Below are 23,592 nucleotides of genomic sequence, written 5' to 3'. Positions count from 1 at the left end.
GGTGTAATCTGTGTTAAAAAAGATTTGTTATGTGATTTACTTAAGCCGTTTGAACACAGTTCTTTGGTCTCCTTCCTCTAACATCTATCCAGACAAAACACCTCTATTTTTAATACACGACAGTATATAATAGTTGTTACTGAGTTTCCTCTTCCCATTCAAAAAATAATCTGTGGCAATCAGTGTAATCTGTGTTAAAAAAGATTTGTTATGTGATTTACTTAAGCCGTTTGAACACAGTTCTTTGGTCTCCTTCCTCTAACATCTATCCAGACAAAACACCTCTATTTTTATTGATGACACACAAGGAATAGTCTTTTTGTTCGGCTTAAAAAAAATAGTGCGTGTAAGAAAATGTTTTATTTCATATATTTGACGTGAATATCGTTTAAAGCGCATAACCTAAAACCAATCAATTTTGAACCCGGAAACCAACAGAAATGCAACCCGATTTAATTCTAAATTTTTTTCAAGAATAAACCGAAGGCTGAACATGCATAATTTAGGTTATTTGCCCCGATGGATCATCGTATTAATTGATCTTATGGTGCTTACCACCTCCTTTGTGTTTACTTTTCTGATCTTTAAAGGAACAGGAATGGATTATATTATTACCGACCACAGCGCAATTTTAATTGCTGGTTTTTTTGCGACTAATTTGTTTTTCTTTTGGCTTTTCAGAACCTATTCCGGGATCATTAGGCACTCTTCTAATATTGATGCGGTCAAGTTGTTATTTTCACAAATGTCCGTACTGATTGTTTTTTTTATTTTTAATTTTCTTTTCCAAATTTTTTTTAAACAAAAAGCATTCTTAAATACAGCCCTTTTTATCAATATTGTACTTTCTTTTTGTGGCCTGTTTTTATACCGAGTGGTCGTGAAGCAAACGTTTGAGTTATATTTTTCAGAAAAGAACGACAGTAAATTGATACGAACCATAATTTATGGAACCGATGCCAATGCGATTTCGGTAGCGAATGCGCTGAAATTTGAAACACCATCCCGCTTTAAAATAGTCGGGTTTGTAGATAAGAACAATCAAAACGCATCTAAGCGCATGCTGGATTTGCCTATTTTAATCCAAAAGAAAAAGTTGCCTACACTAATGCGTTCTATAGGTGCCGAAAGTGTCATTATAGCGGATAAAAGTTTGTCTAAAGAAGAACAGATTGTGATCGTAGACCAGTGTCTGGAGTATAATTATAAGGTATTTACCGTTCCGCTGATCTCCGATTGGGAAAATCAAAAGGAAATTTCCCAAAAAGTAAAAACCATACAAATTGAAGATTTGTTGGAGCGAAAACCAATAGTGCTGGACAATAAAGCCATATCGAAACAATTAAAGGATAAGGTAGTTTTGATTACTGGTGCAGCAGGTTCTATAGGAAGCGAAATCGTCCGACAAATATTGGTGTTTAATCCTAAGAAAATTATTATTCTGGATCAGGCGGAGACCCCATTGCATCATTTAAAACTGGAAACCGAAAACATCAGTACCACAGTAAAAATATGCACGGTAATTGGAGATGTCAGAAACAGACAGGCTATGGATGAAATCTTTAAAGCCTACCGTCCGCAGGTTGTTTATCATGCTGCAGCTTATAAACATGTGCCGCTGATGGAAGAAAATCCCTGTCAGGCTATATTCACCAATATTGAAGGAACTAAAATTCTGGCTGATTTGTCTTGTTTGTACAAAGTCAAAAAGTTTGTGATGGTCTCTACCGATAAAGCGGTAAACCCCAGTAATGTCATGGGAGCCAGCAAACGGATCGCCGAAAAATACGTGCAGTCCTTGCAACTCAGGGATCAGATTGAGAACGGGGAGGAAGCTACAAAGTTCATTACGACGCGTTTTGGTAATGTTTTGGGATCCAATGGATCTGTAGTGCCTTTGTTTACAAAACAAATTGCCGAAGGAGGGCCGCTGACCATCACCCACAAGGACATCATCCGTTATTTTATGACCATACCAGAGGCGTGTCAACTAGTGCTGGAAGCGGGTGCGATGGGGAACGGAGGGGAGATTTATATTTTTGACATGGGGAAACCGGTTAAAATTATTGATTTGGCTCGAAAGATGATTAAGTTAGCGGGATTTATTCCGGATAAAGACATTAAAATACAAATTGTAGGGTTGCGTCCCGGGGAAAAATTATACGAGGAATTGCTCAATGACACGTCTAAGTCGATACCCACACACCATGCTAAAATTATGATTGCGCAGGAAATTCAAGAGGAGTTTGAAGGATTACATGCAGATATTGATGAATTAATTTGTATTGCCAGCAGGTTCGGAAATAAGGCTATTGTGACGCAAATGAAAAAGATTGTGCCTGAATTTAAAAGTATGAATTCAGCGTATGAAATATTAGATAAACACGAGGAAGTTGCTGCGGTTCCTTATTTAACAGAACAATAATTATTGTGAACTTCTCAATACGCTTCGCACTCGGAGCGACGTGTTTCGAGAGCCGTTTTTAATTCCAAATTTATTACTTCCCATACGATCGCCCAAAATCAAGATCACTCGTACGGATGAAAATTGCAATTAAAACAATCTTCATCCAGCGAGTTTCATATTTGACTTTATGATGTTTAAACTTTGGACTTAATTGGTTCCGAGTAGGGTATGGATTATTTATTTTTCTTTGCTTTAATCAACAGCTCCAGTTGATCCCAAAGTGCTTCCGGTATCGCTTCTAACAGATTGAATTGTCCGGCGCCTTTCAGCCACTCACCACCATCAATCACCACCACTTCACCATTGACATACGCTGAAAAATCAGAGACCAGATAAGCCGCTAAATTAGCCAGTTCCTGATGGTCTCCCACGCGTTTCAATGGCACTTTTTTTGCCATATCAAATTTCTCGGCTAAGTCACCGGGTAGTAAACGGTCCCATGCGCCTTTAGTCGGAAAAGGTCCCGGTGCAATTGCATTAGAACGGATTCCGTATTTTGCCCATTCTACAGCAAGACTGCGCGTCATTGCCAGGACACCTGCTTTTGCTGTCGCACTAGGCACCACATAAGCAGAACCGGTCCAGGCATACGTTGTTACGATGTTTAAAATGGTTGCTGATTTTTGTTTGGTGTCAATCCAATGTTTCCCAAAAGCAAGGGTGCAGTTTTTTGTCCCTTTCAAAACAATATCAATCACGGTGTCAAAAGCATTGGCAGAGAGTCTTTCTGTGGGGGAAATGAAATTTCCGGCGGCGTTATTAAGCAGGACATCCACTTTGCCAAAAGTGTTCAAAACCTCTTGCAGCATGTTTTCGACTTCACTATAATGACGTACGTCACATTGAATAGGAAGGCAGGTTCCGCCAGTTAGCGTTTCCAGCTCCGCAGCGGTTTTTTTTAGTTTTTCTAAATCCCTGGAGGTGATGGCGACTTGCGCACCTAATTCCAAGAAATAGTGAGTCATCGCTTTTCCTAAACCACTTCCGCCTCCGGTGACTACAATCACTTTGCCTTTAAGAGCATCGTCCCGTAACATTTTATCTGTATAACTCATGTTTTTTATGTTTTAATGGTAAATATAGCAAAATTAAATAGTATGCATGCATAATAAAATAATAATATATTGAAACGATTTGCCAAAGGACGACACCATCACACGACGATTCAACAGTTTCTCCCGCGTGTGTGTTGTAATCATTTTTGTTTTTGGAGTGCATGCTTTTTCTATAATCGCCCAATTTGAGGTGTAATGATCGCGTACTATGGGAACTTCATAACAATAAATATACTCGTGCTGCTATTTGGAAGTTTACTCCTAAAAAAAATCATTAATTCTAATCATAAAAATAGGGTTTTATAATTAGAATTAATGATTAGAGGTGTTGTTTTATTAAGTCCAACAATTCAGCGTATTCTGTTGTTTTATTGAATTGTAACTTTGTTAACGGATCTGGTTTACCTTTTTAGTAAAAGGAAAAGAAGTTTAAATTTACATTTTGTGGATGATAAAAATAGTCGGTCGTTTGTGCAAGTCGATGGTTTCTTTTTTCCAGGCCGCAATTTTCTTAGTCTTGATATATTCGGTCGGTAAAGTGATATCCGCAGCAATGCACAAGTGTGTTTCGGGATGCAGTGTTTGTACTAAATCTTCCAATAATTTGTTGTTGCGATACGGCGTTTCAATGAAAATCTGAGATTGATTTTTTTCAAAAGAAACTCTTTCCAAGGTTTTGAAACTGGCTTTTTTTTCGTCTTTTTCAATAGGCAAATAACCATGAAACGTAAAGCTTTGTCCGTTCATTCCGGAAGCCATCATGGCCAAAAGGATGGAAGAAGGACCAACCAAAGGAACAACCTGAATGCCTTTTTCATGGGCTAATTTGACAATCACAGCGCCAGGATCAGCCACTCCGGGACAGCCTGCTTCGCTCATTAATCCCATATTTTGCCCTTCCAGCAATGGTTGTATAAAGTCTAAATGTTCTTTGGTTTCAGTGTGTTTGTTTAAAACAAAAAGTTTTAACTCAGATTGTTTCTTCTCAGGACTAACACCTTTGATCGATTTGCGGGCTGTTTTGTCGTTTTCTACAATATAATAATCAAGGAGGTCAATACTTCTTTTTATGGTTTGCGGCAAAACATCCATAGGATCGCAATCGCCCATTGTGGTAGGGATTAGATAGAGTTTTCCTAAAACAGCGTTTGGTTTCATAGGTGTGATTTATGTTCCTTAAAATAGTGTGTTTATAGTATGATCAGTATATTGTTAGGATCTCCAAAATAATTTTATCCGAAAAAACTAGGTGTGTTTGGCGATTAGCTTTTGTGCAAGAACCGTACACGCTTCATCCAGCATGTTGTACACAATTTCAAATCCATTAGGCAAACCAAAATATGGATCAGGAACATCTACTTTTTCGTTTGGAAATAATTCATTCAAAATTAGTTGTACTTTTTCTATTTGTTTCGGGTGCTCCGCAAGCTGCACTACATCCTCATAATTGGAATTATCCATGACATAGATATAATCAAATGTGTCGAAATCAGCACTGCTGAATTGCCTTCCTTTTTGATTTGAAATGTTGATTTTGTTTATTTTTGCAACAGCAATAGAGCGTTCGTCTGGCGAATGGCCAATGTGCCAGGATCCAGTTCCTGCCGAATCCACTGAGAATTTGTTCTTTGGAAGCTTAGAAGCTAATAGGCCTTCAGCCAATGGGGAACGACAAATGTTTCCCAAACAAACCATTAAAATTTTTATGGACATAAGGTGTCTATAGCGTTAATTTTTTATTGATGTCTTCCACAAATTTTTTGAATTGTTTGTCCGTAGCCACTAAATTATCAACGGTTTTGCAAGCGTGTAATACTGTAGCATGATCGCGATCTCCAATTTGGGAACCAATATTTGCCAAAGAGGCTTTTGTGAATTTCTTTGCAAAAAACATCGCCAATTGTCGGGCTTGCACGACGTGTCTTTTTCTGGTTTTGGATTGCAGTGTTTCTAAATCCAGCTGGAAATACTCCGAAACAATTTTTTGAATGTAATCAATAGAAATTTCTCGTTTTACATTTTTTACAAATTTTTCAACGACACTTTTAGCCAGTTCCAGCGTTACTTCTTTTTTATTAAAAGACGACTGTGCAATCAATGATATAATGGCTCCTTCTAATTCCCTTACATTCGATTTGATATTACGCGCTACGTATTCGATGATTTCGTCCGGAATTTCAACGCCGTCTCTGTACAATATGTTTTTTAGGATGGAAATTCTGGTTTCATAATCCGGTTGGTGCAATTCAGCACTCAATCCCCATTTGAAACGCGAAAGTAACCGTTGTTCAATATCTTGCATGTCAACAGGCGCCTTGTCCGAAGTTAGGATGACCTGTTTGCCGTTTTGATGTAAATAGTTGAATATGTGAAAAAACACATCCTGAGTTCCTGACTTTCCGGAAAGAAATTGCACGTCATCAATAATTAAAACATCAATTAATTGATAGAAATGGATGAAATCATTTCGGTTATTTTTCTTAACCGAGTCGATGTATTGTTGGGTAAAAATTTCAGCCGAAATGTATAAAACGGTTTTTTCAGGGTATTTGTCTTTTATTTCTACCCCAATGGCATGCGCCAAATGCGTTTTTCCAAGACCAACACCACCAAAAATCAATAACGGATTGAACGAAGTTCCACCCGGTTTATTGGCAACAGCCATACCTGCAGAACGAGCCAATCGATTTGAATCCCCTTCTAAAAAGTTGTCAAAACTATAATTTGCATTCAGCTGTGATTCGATTTTTAAATTTCGGATGCCTGGAATTACAAATGGATTTCTTAATTCGGGGTTTAAGTTTTTAAAAGGTGCATCTACTTCTTGCGGCTTCATAGGAACTCTATTGGCGCTTGGCAACTGTTCCGTAAACGGTTGTTTATTGCCGTAAGTGTTTTCCATTCTGATTTTATAAAGTAACTTAGCATTTTTTCCAAGTTCTTTAGTAAGGGCCACTTTTAACAATTTTACATAGTGCTCCTCGAGCCATTCGTAGAAAAATTTACTAGGTACCTGAATATATAATGCGTTATCGGTAAGTTCAACTGATTTGATTGGTTCGAACCAAGTTTTGTACGCTTGGTCTTGGATGTTGTCTTTTATGAAAGACAAACAGTTTTCCCATACTGATTGAGCAGTTTTGTTCATATATTCTATTAAATTATTTTTAATTGGTAATTTTTATCTTACTAAAAAAAAGAGGTTGTGTGATTATTTATTGGGGTAACAAATATGTGAACAAATTTCTGTAAAAAAAAATATATAGGGCACTAATTTCCCGAATTATTGTTGTAAGGCGCTTTTTTAAATTTAAATTTTTTTAATACATAAGTAATGAAAGATCATCAAATAGAAGTTCGGGTGCGATACTCGGAAACGGACCAAATGGGAGTTGTATACCATGGGAATTACATTCCTTATTTTGAGATAGGAAGGGTGGAATGGCTTAGAAACAAAGGGATCTCCTATAAAAATATGGAGCAAAGCGGAATTGCGCTGCCTATTGTTTCTATGAATATTAATTATAAAAAATCAGCGCGCTATGATGAGTTGTTAACGGTTCATACGATTTTCAAAAGCCAGACTTCGGTGAAGATAGAATTTGATTGTGCTATTTATAATGAATCTGATGAGTTATTAACAACGGCTCAATTTATTTTGGTTTTTGTCTCCTTAAAAACAGGTCGTCCAATGGCTCCTCCAACGTATATTTTAGAATTGTTAAAAACAATCGAATAAAGTACAAAAGAAGCAATATTGAATGGGAATTAGAGTCGTTTTATACCGATTTCAAACATCGAATTGAAAGTGTCGAATAGTTTTTCGGCATTTTTTTTTCGGGTTTTTAGCTCGATTTTACCTATCGGAAGGGTAGTAATCGCACTTATTTCCATTTCCTGAGATACAATTTCCAATTTTTGTTCCTTGATGACCCGCATCACTTTATTCATATTTTGGTACTCAAAGGCGAGGCTAAAATGACAATCGATTGTTTTCTCTATAATGGCACAGCTTTCCAGAATCAGTTGTGCCGTGGTTTTATAGGCAGTAATCAAGCCGCCAACGCCTAACTTTACGCCGCCAAAAACCCGAACTACGACTAGCAGGATATTAGTGACTGAAAACGACTGAATTTGTCCGTAAATAGGCATACCGGCACTATGGCTTGGTTCTCCGTCATCGTTTGCTCTATAGGCCACTGTGCTGGTGCCAATTTGATAGGCATAGCAAAAATGTCCTGCATGAGGATGTTGCTTCCGCAAAATATCGATGAGCGGCTTTACTTCGTCCTCCGATTGAATGGGATAGGCATAGCCAAAAAATTTGCTGTTTTTTTCTTTGAATAGCAGTTCCTCTGAAGAAAATGCAATGGTGTTGTATGTGTCTTTCAATTGAAATTAAAAAAAGGAGTGAAATTTGAAATTTGATATGACTTGAAGCGGTTCTTTCAAATTATTTTTTTGTCTAGTAAATGGATGACATCTTCTGTGCCTACTTGTAAATTCCAAACTTCAAATCCCAATGCGAGTGCGACATCTGTATTTTCTTTTTTATCATCGACAAATAACGTTCGCTTGGGCGCTAATTCATGGTTGCTTATCAAATGATGAAAAGCGTCAGGATTTGGTTTTCTTAAGCCTAGCTCAAATGAAAAATAGACTTTCTCAAAGCATTGGTAAAAATCCCTGTAAAAAGAGATCCCGTTTTTGCGTTCGAACGTTTCTATATGAATAGCATCGGTATTGGATAATAAAAACAAGCGGTATTTTTGCGAAAGCATTTGCAGGAATTCCAATCGATACAACGGGAAATCGAGGAGTATGGCATTCCAAGCGGCTAGAATTTCTTTGGTGGTGGCATTTGGAAGATGTTTTTGAATGCCCAAAAGGAAATTTTCACGGGAAATTTTTCCGGTTTCAAACTGGATGTTCAAATGGTCTAAATCAGCATTCCATTCCTTCAGGCCTAATTTCTGGAACGCAGTAACGGTGGCTTGTTTGTCTAAGTTGATAAAAACATCTCCAAAATCAAAAATGATAGTGTTAATCATGGTTTCTGTGAATTAGAAGTTCGTCTGAACCTATGCATTGTTTTGTGAACTGTTTTTGAACAAGAATAGGCGCCTTGATTCCAGTTTTAAATTGGATATTTCCAACAAATATTCGAGCTTCGTCCCAAAGATTAGCATCGATAAAAGTTTGCAGCGTTTGCCTTCCGCCTTCAATGATAACGGATTGAATTTGATGTTTGTACAGGGATTGAGCCAAGTGTTCAGCTGTGTTTTTTTCAAAATCGATGCACTCAAAGATAGTATTTTCTTTTTCAACACCCGTTTTAAATCCGGAAAAAAGGATAGTTTTAACGTGATTGTCAAAGATGTGACTGTCTTTTGGGATGCGGTTGTTTTGATCTAAAACCACCCGAATGGGATTGTTTCCATACCAATCGCGCGCATTGAGGTTTGGGTTATCATCAATAACAGTTTGTGTTCCCACCAGTATGGCTTGCTCCTCGGTGCGCCATTTATGAACCAGTTGTCTGGAATAAATAGTGGTGATCCAGACCGGTTTTTTTTCTGATTTTTCTTTTGGCGCAATAAAACCATCTTGACTTTGTGCCCATTTCAAGATAATATACGGCCTTTTCTTTTCGTGAAAGGTAAAAAACCTTTTGTTGAGCTCCTGGCATTCGTCTTCCAAAACGCCCAGGGTTACGTGTATTCCGGCTTCCATGAGCTTTTTGATTCCGTTTCCTGCCACTTTTATATTGGGGTCAACAGTGCCTATAACTACATTTGGAATTTTATTTTTGATAATCAAATCACAACAGGGCGGTGTTTTGCCAAAATGACTGCAGGGCTCTAAACTCACGTAAATAGTTGCTTTATTCAGCAGCGATTTGTCTTTTACGGAATTTATTGCAAGGACTTCTGCGTGCGGTTCTCCTGCTTTTTGATGCCAGCCTTCGCCAATGATGTTGCCGTCACAAACAATTACACTGCCTACTAACGGATTTGGATAGGTGGCTCCCAGACCATTTTTGGCCAGCTCGACGCACCGTTTGATGTATTTTTCATGTATTTTCACCCTACAAAAGTAGTGATTTTTGCGTGTAGCCCCAATCAGGTACCCAAACTTGGGATTGAGGCAGGATTAGTTTAAAAACGTTAGAGAATAACAACAAACAATTGATACTTTTGTGGCTAAAATTAGTTTCTGAAAAAAAATGGAAAAGTACCGCATTAGAAAAATAAAAAAAGAAGACAATCTCGCAGTTGCAGCATTGATACGAGCAGTTTTTGACGAATTAAAGATTCCAAAAGTAGGAACGGCGTATGAAGATCCGTATTTGGATTTAATGTATGAGGAGTATAATAAGCCAAAATCGGTTTATTATGTGGTGGAAAAGGATGGGAAAATTATAGGTTCTGCCGGGGTTGCCCCACTTGAAAATGAAGCAGAAACCATTTGTGAACTTCAAAAAATGTATTTCCTGCCGGAAACCAGAGGTCTTGGACTTGGGAGTCAGATGATGGCTCAGTGTTTAGAAAGTGCCAAGGATTTTGGTTTTGAAAATTGTTATCTTGAAACCATGCCTTTTATGCTTGATGCCCAGAAACTGTATAAGAAAGTAGGTTTTGAATACCTTGAGTCGCCCATGGGAAGCACTGGTCATACCAGTTGTCCGATATGGATGCTCAAAAAATTATAAATCATGAATTTTAAATGAAAAACAGTTCCGTTAAAATTAGAGATTACAGAACCCAATTTATTCAAGAACTGACTCCAATTTATGATGCCGGAGAAGCAGAGAGTTTTTTCTATTTAATAGCAGAAGAAAAGCATCAACTGAAAAGAATAGATCTGGCCTTGCATCCTGATTTGGTTTTTTCGGAAACGGAAAGGGTAGTTTGGAACTCGATTTTGGCACAATTAAAGCAGGAAATCCCGATACAATATCTTTTAGGCAAAACGAGTTTTTACGGATTGGATTTTGAAGTCAATGAAAATGTATTGATTCCAAGACCCGAAACCGAAGAACTAGTCGCATGGATTATTAGAAATAATTTAAAGATTGAAAAATTCAAAGATTTAAAGATTCTTGACATAGGCACGGGAAGTGGTTGTATTGCTGTTTCATTGGCAAAACACATTCCGAATGCGCAGGTTTTTGCAATTGATGTGTCTGAAAAAGCGTTGGCTACAGCCCACAATAACGCCCACAATAATGCTGTAAATATTACTTTTATCAAGCAGAACATTCTGGAAGTGGTCTCCCTGAGCGCAGTCGAAGGGCTAGATCCACAATTTGATGTTATTGTTTCTAACCCGCCGTATGTTCGCAATTTAGAAAAAGAGGAAATTAAGAAAAATGTATTGGACTATGAACCGCATCTGGCACTTTTTGTAGAAGATAATGACGCATTGATTTTTTATAAAAAAATAGCCAAACTGGCTCAAAAAAATCTGCTGCCAAACGGAAAGTTATATTTTGAAATTAATCAGTATTTAGGCAAAGAAATGGTCGATTTACTCGAAAAAATGAATTTCAAAAACATCGAATTACGAAAAGATATTTACGGGAATGACCGGATGATTAAAGGAGAAATAAGTAATTAGTATTTATAAGTTGAAAACGGATCAGTTTTTCAAAAGTTTTAGAGACTGACCACTGTAATCTACTCATAACGCAAGGCTTCAATGGGATCCAGGACCGCCGCTTTGATTGCGGGATATAAACCGGAAGCAATCGCTACAATGAAACTGGTAATAAAAGCCGCCATGATAGCGCCCCACGGAATTACAAAGGCAAAGTCCATGGCTGTGGCAATACCAAATCCGATTAGGATTCCAAAAATAATGCCTACTAATCCGCCCATTTGGCCTATCAGTAATGTTTCTATAAAAAACTGAATGGCGATTGTCGTTTTCTTGGCTCCCAAGGCTTTACGGACTCCAATTTCCCGGGTGCGTTCCGTAACGGAGACGATCATGATATTCATCAGGGCTATCGAAGATCCCAGGACGGTGATGATGCCTATAAGCCAGGATGCCAGTCCCAGGTATTTTGTGATCCCTAAAATTCGGTTGATCAAGTCATCGCTGCGCACGACGCCAAAATTACTGTCTTCTACGGGACTCAATTTACGAATCCGGCGCATCGTACTTGTGGCGTTGTCCAGAGCTTGTTCCAGTAATTCTTTTTTGCCCACCATGACACTCACTGTATAATTGATGTTGGGTGCCGTAAACAAGGAGCGCGCTAGTTGAATTGGAATCAAAACCCGTAAATCCTGACTGTTCCCAAACGTGGATCCTTTCTCTTTCAAAACTCCGATGACCTTAAATTTAGCTCCTCGGATGGATATTATTTTATCAATGGGATTTACGTCTTTCAGCAATCCTTTTTCAAAATCAGACCCTACAACACATACATACGCATTGTTGTCAATGTCAAATCCTGTAAAATTGCGACCGGAACTGGTTGCTAATCCGGAATTCGTTATGAAAAATTCGTCAACTCCGAGGATCGCATTTTCGGGATCCGTTTTTGTTGCCTCATATTTTACTTCGGCGGCAGATGTCGCGGTAAAGGAAAGCGACGTTTCTGTAAATGGGTAGTTGTATTTTTTCTTGAAAGCTACAGCCTCCGGATAAGAAATGATGGGATTAATGATTTCTCGCTCGTCCCCGCCACGATTTCGAGTGGTGTTTTCGTACTGTTTAATGTTGAAGGTATTGGCTCCCATGGAGGCAAAATCGGAGGAAATAGTGTTTTCAAGTGCCGAAACAACCGTAAGAATACTGACTAAAGCCGTGATCCCAATAGCGATAATCATCACCGTAAGCACCGTTCGCAACAATTGCGTTCGGATGGAACCAAATGCAATCCGAATATTTTCTTTGAATAATTTTAACATCATATACGTTTGACACGAAATTACAATTTTTGTTACAAATTAAGCTTTCGAAGACAGAATATTTATTTTGAATCAATATATTTGGTGGGAGAAAAATTTAAATTTCCATTTTTAGGAAATATATTTTTTTGAAATATATTTTTTTGAAATTTTTAATTTATAATTATTTGAAATGAATAATATTTTTTTCGCCTTTTTCTGTATTCTTTTTTGTAGCAATATTGGTCACTCCCAGAATTTTAAAATCACTAAAATGATTGCTGATAAAACAACAAAAGTACCTTTAGAAAACGTTAGTATATATAATGATAAAGATAATTCTACAACAAATCAAGAAGGATTATTTGTATTTATTTCTGGCCGTAATGAAATTAATTTTAATTTGCTGGGCTATAATTCTCTGAAAACTACTTTTGAAAGAATAGAAAGGCACGACACCATTTTTATGGAAGCCAAAGCCTTTGAACTAAAGGAGGTTGTTGTGGCTAATAATGAATCGTTTATCAAAAAAGTATATGATAAAATGGTCGACAATTATAGTGCAAAGTATACTTCAAACTTCTTTTTAAGAAATGTACTCAAAAAAGGCAACAGCATCGTCGTGTTGCAGGATATTCACGCCAAAAGAGGTAAAAATTCATTTCCCAAAAATTTTAGTGAGATCGAAGTTTTAAATATGAGGAAAACTAGTTTTTTTGAAAAAAAGAAGCAGATTGATTTTGCCTTTCCAGATTTTACAGAGTTTTTTGGTGGATTCTATCCAGCGTTGGATCAAAATATTTTTACCGAGGTGGATTATAATGATTTTGATTTTAGAAAATTTTTATTTGAAGCCAAACAAAAAAATGTTTGGGGGCAAATTAGTAAAGGGTATTTTATTATTAATAGAAATGATTATGCAATTGTCGAATTTTTTGTATCAATGTATGATAATCCTGAAGTAATACCTTTTAAGAAATTTAAGCTTTCAAGTACGCAATATAGGACCACACGATACGAAAAACTCGTCACCTACAACAAAAACAGTACAGTAAATAAATACTATCTCAATTTAGCAAAACTGAATGCACAGGTAGAAGTATTAGCTGATAAAAATAGCGATGGGTCATTTAAATACAACTTAACAATGGATTATTTTACAACCAATTCTGTTACTAATGAAAAAGTAGAATCCAATTTTGCTGTTGACAAAGATGTTTTTAAAGCTAAATTTCCTTATTCGGCAACCTTTTGGAACACTCAAAATCAACTGCCTTTAACGAATGAGCTTAAAGATTTTTTGAAACGAGTTTCTGATAACAAAGACCAAAAGAAGGAATTTGAGATAATTGGAAATTTCTAATTTTTTTTATTTAAAAATCAGGATATTTGCAGAGAGAATTAGGATTTTCAATGTAGCCATTACGATTTTGAAGAAATCGATTTTGTTTTTTGTAATTCGTATTTCGTAATTTGTAATTAATTAAAATGGCATCAAAACCTAGTATTCCAAAAGGAACCAGAGATTTCTCACCAACCGAGGTGGCAAAACGGCACTATATCATCCAAATCATAAAAAACAATTTCGAGAAATTTGGTTTTCAACCCATAGAAACCCCTTCATTTGAAAATTCCGAAACCCTAATGGGAAAATACGGAGAAGAAGGCGACCGTTTGATTTTTAAGATTTTGAATTCCGGAGACTATTTGGCGAAAGCCAATGCCACGCATCTCGAAAATAAAGACAGTACAAAACTGACAGCGAGCATTTCGGAGAAAGCGTTGCGGTATGACTTAACCGTTCCATTTGCCCGGTATGTGGTACAGCACCAAAACGAGATTGAATTCCCGTTCAAAAGATACCAAATCCAACCCGTTTGGAGAGCGGATCGCCCCCAAAAAGGCCGTTTCAGAGAGTTTTTTCAATGTGATGCGGATGTGGTAGGGTCTAAATCATTGTGGCAAGAAGTAGAATTAGTGCAATTATATGACACTGTTTTTTCAGCTTTGGGATTAGAAGGGGTAACCATCAAAATCAATAATCGAAAAATATTATCCGGAATTGCAGACGTGATTGGAGCATCGGATAAACTGATCGATTTCACAGTGGCACTCGATAAACTGGACAAAATTGGCGAAGACGGTGTCAAAAAAGAAATGATGGAGAAAGGAATTTCAGCAGCAGCAATTCTGAAAGTCCAGCCGTTATTCCATTTTACAGGAACCATTTCTGAAAAAATAAGCCAACTTTCAGTCTTGCTTGCTGAGTCAGAGGAAGGAATGAAAGGCGTGGAAGAATTGCGTTTCATTTGTGATAATGTGATGAAATTAGGTTTGAGCAATTCGACTTTAGACCTGGATGTAACTCTGGCTAGGGGATTGAATTATTATACCGGTGCCATTTTTGAAGTGGCGCCGCCAAAAGCTGTTGCAATGGGCTCCATTGGCGGCGGCGGACGATACGATGATTTGACCGGAATTTTTGGATTGAAAAACATGAGTGGTGTGGGGATTTCTTTTGGACTGGACCGCATTTACCTGGTGATTGAAGAATTGAATTTGTTTCCGGAAACCGTAACAGCAACTTCAAAAGCATTGTTTATTAATTATGGTGATGCTGAAGCTTTTTATGGATTGCAAGCCATTCAGAAGCTTAGAGCTGCAGGAATTAAAGTGGAATTGTATCCGGATAATGCCAAAGTGGCCAAGCAGTTTCAGCATGCGGACAAACGAGGAATTCCTTTTGCCGTAATTGCAGGAGAACAGGAAATCGCGTCGGATACGTTTGTGCTCAAAAATTTAATATCGGGGGAACAGCGTACAGTGGATTTTGAGAGTCTAAAACAAGATTTATTACGGTCTTAATTTAAACACATAAAAAAAGCTCCGTTTTAGTACACGAAGCTTTTTTTTACTATTAGGTAATGGTGAATTAATAATTGTTTAGAATAAAATCGTGAGTTTTTACTTTCTAAAAGTGTTCTAAATAAAAAATTTTAACAAAGCTAAAGAAACAATAGCAAGATAATCTTAAAATAATCTTAAAATTTTGAGTACTCAGGTGTTATATTGAAAAGAAAAGCGAAATCAATAAAAAGATGACAATTTGACATTTTAAAAGAATTGGCAGTACTTTTGCAATCCCAAAAAGAATAAAAATGAAGTTTAAGAATATTTTTAAAAATACGAGTACTATGACTACCGAAAATACAGAAATCGATCAAGAATTAGAGGAGGTGACATTAGAAAATAATGCCAATGAAGAGCAAATCATTGTTGAGGAATTAAGTGTAGAAGAGCAATTAACGCAAGACTTAGCTAAAGAGAAAGATAAATATTTACGCTTATTTGCTGAATTTGAAAATTACAAACGCAGAACAACCAAAGAGCGTATTGAATTATTCAAAACGGCTAATCAAGAAGTGTTATTAGCGATGCTGCCTGTATTGGATGATTTTGACAGGGCTTTGGTTGAAATAAACAAATCGGATGACGAATTGTTGACAAAGGGAGTGGAGCTTATTCATGAGAAATTAAAAAGCACTTTGATTTCTAAAGGATTAGAGCAAGTTGAGGTTAAAGCTGGAGATGTTTTTGATGCGGATTTTGCAGAGGCAATTACTCAGATTCCAGCTCCAAAGATGAAGGGGAAAATTGTTGATGTTCTTGAAAAAGGATATAAATTAGGAGACAAGATCATTCGTTTTCCAAAAGTGGTTATCGGTCAGTAGAGATGCGATTTATTGCGTCTTAATTAAATAGACAAAGACGAGATACATTGCGTCTGTACTGTATAAAAAAATAAAAATGAAAAAAGATTTTTACGAAATATTAGGCATTTCTAAAAGTGCTGATGCTGCTGAAATTAAAAAAGCATACAGAAAAAACGCTTTACAGTACCATCCTGACAAAAATCCCGGAGACAAATCGGCAGAAGATAAATTCAAACTAGCTGCTGAAGCTTACGAAGTATTGAGCGACCCTCAGAAAAAAGCCAAATACGACCAATACGGCCATCAAGCTTTTGATGGATCGGGTGGTTTTAGTGGCGGAGGTGGTCACGGAGGTATGAATATGGATGATATTTTCAGTCAGTTTGGGGATATTTTTGGTGGCGGTTTTGGTGGTTTCAACAGCGGTGGAGGCGGTGTTCGTCGCGCTAAAGGAAGCAACCTGCGCATCAAAGTAAAATTGACGTTGGAAGAAATTGCCAACGGCGTGGAGAAAAAAGTAAAAGTAAAACGTAAAGTTCAGGCCCCTGGAGTTAGTTATAAAACGTGTTCAACCTGTAACGGTCAAGGACAAGTAATGCGTGTTACGAATACCATTTTGGGCAGAATGCAATCGGCTTCTACCTGTCCTACCTGTGGTGGTTCCGGACAAATTCTAGATAAAAAACCAGCCGAAGCAGACGCGCAAGGAATGATTCTTGAAGATGAAACGGTTTCTATAAAAATACCTGCGGGTGTGGTAGACGGCATGCAATTGAAAGTGTCTAATAAAGGGAACGATGCTCCGGGAAACAGTATTCCTGGAGATTTAATTGTGGCAATTGAAGAGTTAGAGCATGAATTCTTGAAACGCGAAGGAGAGAATTTACACTACGATTTATACATCAGTTTTGCAGAAGCGGTTCTAGGAATTTCCAAAGACATTGAAGCTATAAACGGAAAAGTGAGAATCAAACTAGAAGAAGGAATCCAATCCGGTAAAATTTTGAGATTAAAAGGAAAAGGAATTCCGAGTATCAATGGGTATGGAAACGGCGATTTACTGGTTCATGTCAATGTTTGGACGCCAAAAACGCTGGATAAAGATCAAAAACAGTTTTTCGAAAAAAATCTTACGGATGAGAATTTTATTCCAAATCCGGAAAAATCAGACAAATCCTTTTTTGAGAAAGTAAAAGACATGTTTTCATAAAAAAAGTTAGACTCGAGTTATCGATTCGATTATAAAAATACATTACCCATCCTTGTTATAATAAGGATGGGTTTTTTATGAAATCGTCATTAACAATTTGTTTGCATATAAACACCAATACACTTAAGGCAATAACAGAGGATCGCTAAAAATTAAATGCTACATAAAGGAAACAATTCTTAGTATTTTGGCACGAATTATTTACTTTTACACGAATTAAAAAATAAGCATGAGTAATATTCTTGAAGTGAATAAAGTTGTCAAGCAATACGGTGATTATGTTGCGCTTAACCAGGTTTCATTAACGGTTCCTAAAGGAAGTATCTACGGACTTTTAGGTCCAAACGGAGCCGGAAAAACATCACTTATCCGAATAATAAACCAAATTACATTACCGGACAGTGGCGAAATTATTCTTGATGGCGAAAAACTGCAACCCAAACACGTTCAATATATAGGATATTTACCGGAAGAAAGAGGCTTGTACAACACGATGAAAGTAGGAGAACAATGCTTGTATTTAGCTCAGATGAAAGGGCTTTCTAAAGCTGAAGCCAAAAAACAACTGGAGTATTGGTTTGAAAAGTTTGAAATACAAGGCTGGTGGAACAAGAAAATCCAGGAACTTTCTAAGGGAATGGCTCAGAAAATTCAGTTCGTCGTGTGTGTGTTGCACAAACCAAAACTATTGATATTTGATGAACCTTTTTCTGGTTTTGATCCCGTGAATGCCACTATTATCAAAGAAGAAATTCTGGCGTTGCGAGAAGAAGGAGCAACCATAATTTTTTCGACACACCGCATGGAAAGCGTAGAAGAATTATGTGATCACATCGCTTTGATTCACAAATCAGATAAACTGATTGAAGGAAAACTGGACGATGTTAAAAGACAATTTAAAACCAATAGTTTTGAAGTGGGTATTTTATCGGATAATGCAACGGGATTGATGTCTGCTATTACACAGAAATTTAGCGTTGCTCCGGCACATTTTAAATCACTGAATAACGAGTTAAAACTGGAAATCCAACTCGGAAATGCTACGCCAAATGAATTATTGAATATCCTTACACAATGTGGACAAGTAACACATTTTGTAGAAAAAATTCCTAGTGTAAATGATATTTTCATTCAAACAGTAACACAATAGATGGTTAGACTTCTTAGATTGTCAGACTTTTTACAGTTTCCTAATCTAATTGTTCTAAAAAAATCTAAGTAATTTAAAAATTTAAGCAGTCTAAAAAATGAGTATCATTTCATTAATCATAAAAAGAGAATTTATTACTAAAGTGCGTAATAAATCTTTTGTTGTAATGACTTTTTTAAGTCCGTTGTTATTTGTTGGGATAGCAGCATTTATAGGCTATTTAAGTTCCATGGAAGCGGATACCAAACGCATCGCCATTCATGATGAATCAGGTTTGTTCGTTAAAGAATTTATACTTAAAAACAACAACAACAGCCAGTACAAATACCTCGATTTATCTCTTGTAGATTTAAAATTTTTGAAAGACAGCATCGCTGACGAGCGCTATGAAGGACTATTGTATATTCCAAAGTCAGAACACACAAAGGATTTCGAAAATAAAATACAGTTTATTTCAAACAACAGTCCCAGTATTTCTTTTATAGAAAAAGTTCAGGATGTGATTGCTAATAAATTGACGAAAAACAATTTAGAAAAAGCACATTTAGATACGCTTGCCATAAAAAAAGCCCAGGCCCAAGTCAATATTAGTTTGACAAAAGCATCGGGTGAAGAGAGTGTCAAAGGACTTAACGAAATCAAAATTGGGATTGGTGGCGCATTTGGATACCTCATAATGATGTTCATAATCATCTACGGAAACATGGTGATGCGAAGTGTGATCGAAGAGAAAACCAGCCGAATTGTAGAGATTATTATATCCTCGGTCAAACCGTTTCAACTGATGATGGGCAAAATCATTGGAACTGCGCTAGCCGGATTGCTGCAGTTCCTTATTTGGGCTATCATTGGACTCTCATTAATGTTTGCAGCCTCAGTCTTTTTTGGGGTAAATGTGGGTCCAAGCGCCAGCGTTTCGCCTGAATTGATGCAAGCTGCACAGCAGGAAATGACTGGAACTGCCCAAATGTATATTAAGGAATTATGGAATCTGCCCATTGCAAATATCTTGATTGGATTCGTGATTTATTTCATCGGCGGTTATTTTTTGTACAGTTCGTTTTACGCAGCCATTGGTGCCGCAGTAGACAATCAGACGGACTCACAACAATTCCTTTTACCTATCATTATGCCATTGATGCTGAGTGTTTACGTTGGTTTTTTTACGGTTATCAATGATCCACACGGAACAATTGCCGTTATTTTTTCAATGATTCCGCTTACATCACCAATTGTTATGCTGATGCGAATTCCGTTTGGCGTACCTTTGTGGCAAATCGCCATTTCAGTAACGCTGCTATTTGGCACCTTCTTTTCTGTAGTTTGGTTTGCCGCAAAAATATACCGAATAGGAATACTAATGTATGGCAAGAAACCCACTTGGAGGGAATTATATAAATGGTTGAAATACTAATAGAAGTTTAATCGGTTATTTGGTTAACTGATTAACCCAATAAAGAAAAGAGATGTCAAAAATACTAATCATAGAAGATGAGGCCGCCATTCGAAGAGTACTTACAAAAATACTTTCGGAAGAAAATGATACTTATCAGGTGGAAGAAGCCGAAGATGGTCTTGCAGGTCTTGAAAAAATAAAAAATAACGATTACGATTTGGTTTTGTGCGACATCAAAATGCCTAAAATGGATGGTGTTGAGGTACTGGAAGCTGTCAAAAAAATCAAGCCCGAAATTCCTATGGTGATGATTTCTGGTCATGGCGATATGGAAACGGCTATCAATACAATGCGTTTGGGAGCCTTTGATTACATCTCAAAACCGCCCGATTTAAACCGATTGTTGAATACAGTTCGAAATGCTTTGGACAAAAAACAACTTGTAGTAGAGAACAAATTTCTGAAGAAAAAAGTCAGCAAAAACTACGAAATGATTGGCGAAAGCGACGCCATCAATCACATTAAAGTGATGATTGAGAAAGTAGCCCAAACCGAAGCCAGAGTTTTAATTACGGGACCCAACGGAACCGGAAAAGAACTGGTTGCACATCAATTACATGAAAAAAGTGAGAGAGCTAACTTCCCTTTAATCGAAGTGAATTGTGCGGCTATACCATCGGAATTGATTGAAAGCGAATTATTTGGTCACGTAAAAGGAGCGTTTACCTCCGCAGTGAAAGACCGCGCAGGAAAATTTGAAGCGGCAGATAAAGGCACTATTTTCTTGGATGAAATTGGAGATATGAGTCTTTCGGCGCAAGCTAAAGTATTGCGTGCTTTACAGGAAAGTATGATTACCAGAGTGGGAGCGGACAAAGATATCAAAGTCGATGTTCGTGTAGTTGCGGCAACCAATAAAGATTTGAAAGTCGAAATTGCCGAAGGACGTTTCCGGGAAGATTTATACCATCGTTTGGCCGTGATTTTGATAAAAGTTCCGGGATTGAACGAAAGACGGGATGATATCCCGATGTTGATTGCTCATTTTGCCGAAAAAATTGCTTTGGAGCAAGGAAATGCGGTAAAAAAATTCTCTTCAGCAGCGATTCATTTATTGCAGGATTATGATTGGACAGGAAATATTCGGGAATTACGAAATGTAGTGGAGCGTTTGATTATCCTTGGCGGAAACGAAATTTCTGAGAATGATGTGAAGTTATTCGCATCTAAATAAAATTAATTTAATGATTTAAAAATTTAATGATTTAAAGATTTGGCAATAGCTTTAATCTTTTAATTTTTTAATTTTTAATCTTTCAATCTAAAATAAATGAAACTAAAAAAAATAAACCAAGCGTTACAACAAGCCCTGATTGAAAACGGTTTGACTGAGGCCAATGCAATTCAAAAAGAAACATTTTCGACACTAAAAAGTGGTTCGGATTGTATTATTATTGCACCAAAAGGAAGCGGGAAATCAACTACAATCGTGCTAAATGTAATTCAGAGATTGACAGGAGCAACCGAAGAATCGCCAAGGGCTTTGATAATTGTTGAAGACAAAGCGAAAGTATTGGAAATGGAATCCCTATTTGAAAAATATGGGAAGTATTCTAATTTAGAAGTCTATGGTGTTCATGACAAAGGAGATATGGAATACGATAAGAATTATATTTCCAGCGGAATTGATGTGTTGATAGGGACTCCAAATAAACTAAGTGAAATGTTTACTACGGCTGGTTATAATGTAAACCGATTAAAAATGCTTGTTCTTGATGATGCAGATCCAATTTTGAAATTGCGTCATGAGACAAAAATCATGCGTATTTCGAATAGCATTGTCAAAACTCAACGTATTATTTTGTCGGAACAATTCACCGAGCGAATAGAGGTTCTTGCTGAAAAAATGCTGGTGGAGCCTTTTGAATTCGATTTTGATGGAGGAGAGGAAGAGGAAGAGGAGGAAGATTTAGAACCTGAAGTTGGAGATGACTTCCATAGCTAGAATAATTTATACTCCTTATGCTCCGCAAAGTTTTTAACTTTGAGGAGGTGTAGTTCAGTCTCAGACTGAAATAATAACAATAGAATAGGCTACATATTTGCTCCTCAAAGTTTTTAACTTTGAGGAGGTGTAGTCAAGTCTCAGACTGAAATAATAACGATATGAAAGAAGGCTACATTATCCGAGACCAATCAAAACCTCATTTTATTACGGCAACAGTTGTAGATTGGGTAGATGTGTTTTCTAGAAAAAATTACAAAGATTGCATTATTGAAAGCTTGGATTTTTGCATAAAAAACAAAGGGATGATTTTGTATGGATTTGTAATTATGTCCAATCATATTCATTTGATTATTCAATCCGAAGAAAGTAAATTATCTGATTTGATTAGAGATTTCAAAAAGTTTACGGCAAAGACTATTTTGAATAAAATAGAAAACGGACCAGAAAGTCGCGCAGACTGGATGTTAAAACGATTTGAATTTGCTTGTAAAAGTCATACGCGTAATGAAAAATATCAGTTTTGGCAATATGGCAGCCATCCCGAAGAAATCTTTTCTGAAAAATTTATGTGGTCTAAATTAGATTATATCCACATGAACCCAATACGAGCGGGAATAGTTATTAAAGCGTCACATTATTACTATTCAAGTGCATCGAATTATGTAAATGATGAAGGAATCATAGCAATTACAAAAGTTGACAATCCAGTAATAGATGTTTTAAAACCGTCTTCAATAACGAATAATTTTATTTGGTAACGAGGTCAAAATAAAATAGGGAAAACTATTAGATTATAAATAACAAGGTCAGGAGATCTTTAACGCATCCTCAAAGTTGGAAAGTTTGCGGAGCTAAGAACAGATATTACATTGAAAATAATAAGGTCAGGAGACCTTTAACGCATCCTCAAAGTTGGAAACTTTGCGGAGCTAAGAACAGGATATTAGATTATAAATAATAAGGTCAGGAGACCTTTTACGCATCCTTAAAGTTGGAAACTTTGCGGAGCTAATCAAAATAAAATAGGGAAAACTATTAGATTATAAATAACAAGGTCAGGATACCTTTAACGCATCCTCAAAGTTGGAAACTTTGCGGAGCTAATCAAAATAAAATAGGGAAAACTATTAGATTATAAATAATAAGGTCAGGAGACCTTTTACGCATCCTCAAAGTTGGAAACTTTGCGGAGCTAAACAATTAAATAAAGAGTAAAATGGGATTAATGAAAGTGTTTTCGGGAAGTGAAATTTTAGCAATGGCGTTACAAGAAAAAATCGAAGCGATTGGTGTAAATGTAGTAGTGAAAAACAATATACAATCGGCTCGATTGGGAGGATTTGGAAATTCAGATTTAGCGGTTGAATTGTTTGTTCAGGAAACCGAGTTTGCAAAAGTAAACCCCGTTATTGAAGAATTCAGAATGAGTATTTAAATTAGTATATTTGCTATTCAAATACGGCTATAAGACGGATATAACTGCGAAAAAAAATAGAATTGATGGATTGATTACTTCACATCGATCATGAACGTAAATTGAGAAAATAATAGTGTTTAAATCTGTTTTAGACCAGAAATTTGTTGCTCATACTATAGCTGTTATACAGTTTATAAAGAAGCTGATAGATGAATTTTATCAGGAAAATATACAACTATTGAGGATATATATAAGTAAATTGAGAAATGGTAATAG

Annotated in this window: 22 protein-coding genes; 14 read left to right on the top strand and 8 right to left on the bottom strand. The window is 36.6% G+C overall.

The genetic code is table 11. The annotated features are described in order from the left end of the window. Positions 1 to 493: 493 nt before the first annotated feature. Entirely contained in the window at positions 494 to 2,425 is a 1,932-nt protein-coding gene (locus tag EKM01_RS08540) for a nucleoside-diphosphate sugar epimerase/dehydratase (RefSeq protein WP_126767856.1), read from the top strand. A 215-nt stretch (positions 2,426 to 2,640) separates the two neighbouring features. Here EKM01_RS08540 and EKM01_RS08535 read toward each other — a convergent pair whose 3' ends face one another. The 4 genes from EKM01_RS08535 to dnaA form a co-directional block, all read right to left on the bottom strand. Further along, positions 2,641 to 3,522 (bottom strand): SDR family oxidoreductase, encoded by an 882-nt coding sequence (locus tag EKM01_RS08535; protein ID WP_126461240.1) that lies wholly within the window; start codon positions 3,520 to 3,522, stop codon positions 2,641 to 2,643. Between the two features lie 435 nt (positions 3,523 to 3,957). Then, on the bottom strand, positions 3,958 to 4,680 hold the full coding sequence (locus EKM01_RS08530; protein ID WP_126555260.1) for an SAM-dependent methyltransferase: 723 nt from the start codon (positions 4,678 to 4,680) through the stop codon (positions 3,958 to 3,960). Between the two features lie 87 nt (positions 4,681 to 4,767). Then, positions 4,768 to 5,235 (bottom strand): low molecular weight protein-tyrosine-phosphatase, encoded by a 468-nt coding sequence (locus EKM01_RS08525; protein ID WP_126555257.1) that lies wholly within the window; start codon positions 5,233 to 5,235, stop codon positions 4,768 to 4,770. 7 nt (positions 5,236 to 5,242) lie between these two features. Next, a complete protein-coding gene (gene dnaA, locus EKM01_RS08520; protein ID WP_126461231.1) occupies positions 5,243 to 6,670 on the bottom strand; it encodes a chromosomal replication initiator protein DnaA in 1,428 nt (475 codons plus the stop codon). 186 nt (positions 6,671 to 6,856) lie between these two features. On the opposite strand from dnaA, the gene EKM01_RS08515 reads away from it, so the two are divergent. Beyond that, entirely contained in the window at positions 6,857 to 7,261 is a 405-nt protein-coding gene (locus EKM01_RS08515; protein ID WP_126767853.1) for a thioesterase family protein, read from the top strand. Between the two features lie 29 nt (positions 7,262 to 7,290). Here the strand turns inward: EKM01_RS08515 and EKM01_RS08510 are convergent, their stop codons facing one another. Genes EKM01_RS08510 through ribD form a run of 3 tightly spaced genes read right to left on the bottom strand, consistent with a single transcriptional unit; the run spans position 7,291 to position 9,609 of the window. Next, positions 7,291 to 7,914 carry a YigZ family protein gene (locus EKM01_RS08510; RefSeq protein ID WP_126561824.1) on the bottom strand — a complete coding sequence of 208 codons (624 nt, stop codon included), beginning with the start codon at positions 7,912 to 7,914 and terminating at the stop codon, positions 7,291 to 7,293. Between the two features lie 56 nt (positions 7,915 to 7,970). Then, entirely contained in the window at positions 7,971 to 8,573 is a 603-nt protein-coding gene (locus EKM01_RS08505) for an HAD family phosphatase (protein WP_126461222.1), read from the bottom strand. Further along, positions 8,566 to 9,609, bottom strand: coding sequence for a bifunctional diaminohydroxyphosphoribosylaminopyrimidine deaminase/5-amino-6-(5-phosphoribosylamino)uracil reductase RibD (gene ribD / locus EKM01_RS08500; protein ID WP_126767850.1), 1,044 nt, complete (start codon positions 9,607 to 9,609; stop codon positions 8,566 to 8,568). Before ribD ends, EKM01_RS08505 begins: the two co-directional genes overlap by 8 nt. 139 nt (positions 9,610 to 9,748) lie before the next feature. On the opposite strand from ribD, the gene EKM01_RS08495 reads away from it, so the two are divergent. Further along, positions 9,749 to 10,234, top strand: coding sequence for a GNAT family N-acetyltransferase (locus tag EKM01_RS08495; protein ID WP_126461216.1), 486 nt, complete (start codon positions 9,749 to 9,751; stop codon positions 10,232 to 10,234). A 14-nt stretch (positions 10,235 to 10,248) separates the two neighbouring features. Beyond that, a complete protein-coding gene (prmC, locus tag EKM01_RS08490; RefSeq protein WP_126743169.1) occupies positions 10,249 to 11,142 on the top strand; it encodes a peptide chain release factor N(5)-glutamine methyltransferase in 894 nt (297 codons plus the stop codon). A 59-nt stretch (positions 11,143 to 11,201) separates the two neighbouring features. Here the strand turns inward: prmC and EKM01_RS08485 are convergent, their stop codons facing one another. Next, complete coding sequence (locus EKM01_RS08485; protein WP_197037205.1) at positions 11,202 to 12,446, bottom strand: ABC transporter permease; 1,245 nt, start codon at positions 12,444 to 12,446, stop codon at positions 11,202 to 11,204. A 169-nt stretch (positions 12,447 to 12,615) separates the two neighbouring features. Here EKM01_RS08485 and EKM01_RS08480 point away from each other — a divergent pair, with 169 nt between their 5' ends. The 10 genes from EKM01_RS08480 (at position 12,616) to EKM01_RS08435 (ending at position 23,334) form a co-directional block, all read left to right on the top strand. Continuing rightward, a complete protein-coding gene (locus EKM01_RS08480; protein ID WP_126740032.1) occupies positions 12,616 to 13,785 on the top strand; it encodes a hypothetical protein in 1,170 nt (389 codons plus the stop codon). Positions 13,786 to 13,910: 125 nt separating this feature from the next. After that, complete coding sequence (hisS, locus tag EKM01_RS08475) at positions 13,911 to 15,287, top strand: histidine--tRNA ligase (protein WP_126461206.1); 1,377 nt, start codon at positions 13,911 to 13,913, stop codon at positions 15,285 to 15,287. A gap of 293 nt (positions 15,288 to 15,580) precedes the next feature. Then, positions 15,581 to 16,153 (top strand): nucleotide exchange factor GrpE, encoded by a 573-nt coding sequence (locus EKM01_RS08470; protein WP_126461203.1) that lies wholly within the window; start codon positions 15,581 to 15,583, stop codon positions 16,151 to 16,153. A 76-nt stretch (positions 16,154 to 16,229) separates the two neighbouring features. Continuing rightward, on the top strand, positions 16,230 to 17,345 hold the full coding sequence (dnaJ, locus tag EKM01_RS08465; protein WP_126453722.1) for a molecular chaperone DnaJ: 1,116 nt from the start codon (positions 16,230 to 16,232) through the stop codon (positions 17,343 to 17,345). Between the two features lie 229 nt (positions 17,346 to 17,574). Continuing rightward, positions 17,575 to 18,495 (top strand): ABC transporter ATP-binding protein, encoded by a 921-nt coding sequence (locus tag EKM01_RS08460; RefSeq protein WP_126555245.1) that lies wholly within the window; start codon positions 17,575 to 17,577, stop codon positions 18,493 to 18,495. Between the two features lie 97 nt (positions 18,496 to 18,592). Next, positions 18,593 to 19,909 carry an ABC transporter permease gene (locus EKM01_RS08455; RefSeq protein ID WP_126767847.1) on the top strand — a complete coding sequence of 439 codons (1,317 nt, stop codon included), beginning with the start codon at positions 18,593 to 18,595 and terminating at the stop codon, positions 19,907 to 19,909. Positions 19,910 to 19,961: 52 nt separating this feature from the next. Further along, positions 19,962 to 21,125, top strand: a complete 1,164-nt coding sequence (locus EKM01_RS08450) for a sigma-54 dependent transcriptional regulator (RefSeq protein ID WP_126461194.1) — start codon at positions 19,962 to 19,964, stop codon at positions 21,123 to 21,125. A 96-nt stretch (positions 21,126 to 21,221) separates the two neighbouring features. Continuing rightward, complete coding sequence (locus EKM01_RS08445; RefSeq protein ID WP_126461191.1) at positions 21,222 to 21,896, top strand: DEAD/DEAH box helicase; 675 nt, start codon at positions 21,222 to 21,224, stop codon at positions 21,894 to 21,896. A gap of 161 nt (positions 21,897 to 22,057) precedes the next feature. Continuing rightward, positions 22,058 to 22,657 (top strand): transposase, encoded by a 600-nt coding sequence (locus EKM01_RS08440; protein WP_126461188.1) that lies wholly within the window; start codon positions 22,058 to 22,060, stop codon positions 22,655 to 22,657. A 458-nt stretch (positions 22,658 to 23,115) separates the two neighbouring features. Then, a complete protein-coding gene (locus EKM01_RS08435; protein WP_113633582.1) occupies positions 23,116 to 23,334 on the top strand; it encodes a DUF2007 domain-containing protein in 219 nt (72 codons plus the stop codon). The last annotated feature ends 258 nt before the right edge of the window (positions 23,335 to 23,592 follow it).

The organism is Flavobacterium sp. RSP46 (assembly GCF_003984825.1).
Taxonomy (GTDB): domain Bacteria; phylum Bacteroidota; class Bacteroidia; order Flavobacteriales; family Flavobacteriaceae; genus Flavobacterium.
The sequence above is the reverse complement of the archived record's forward strand: the minus strand, read 5'-3'. Positions and strand labels throughout refer to the sequence as shown.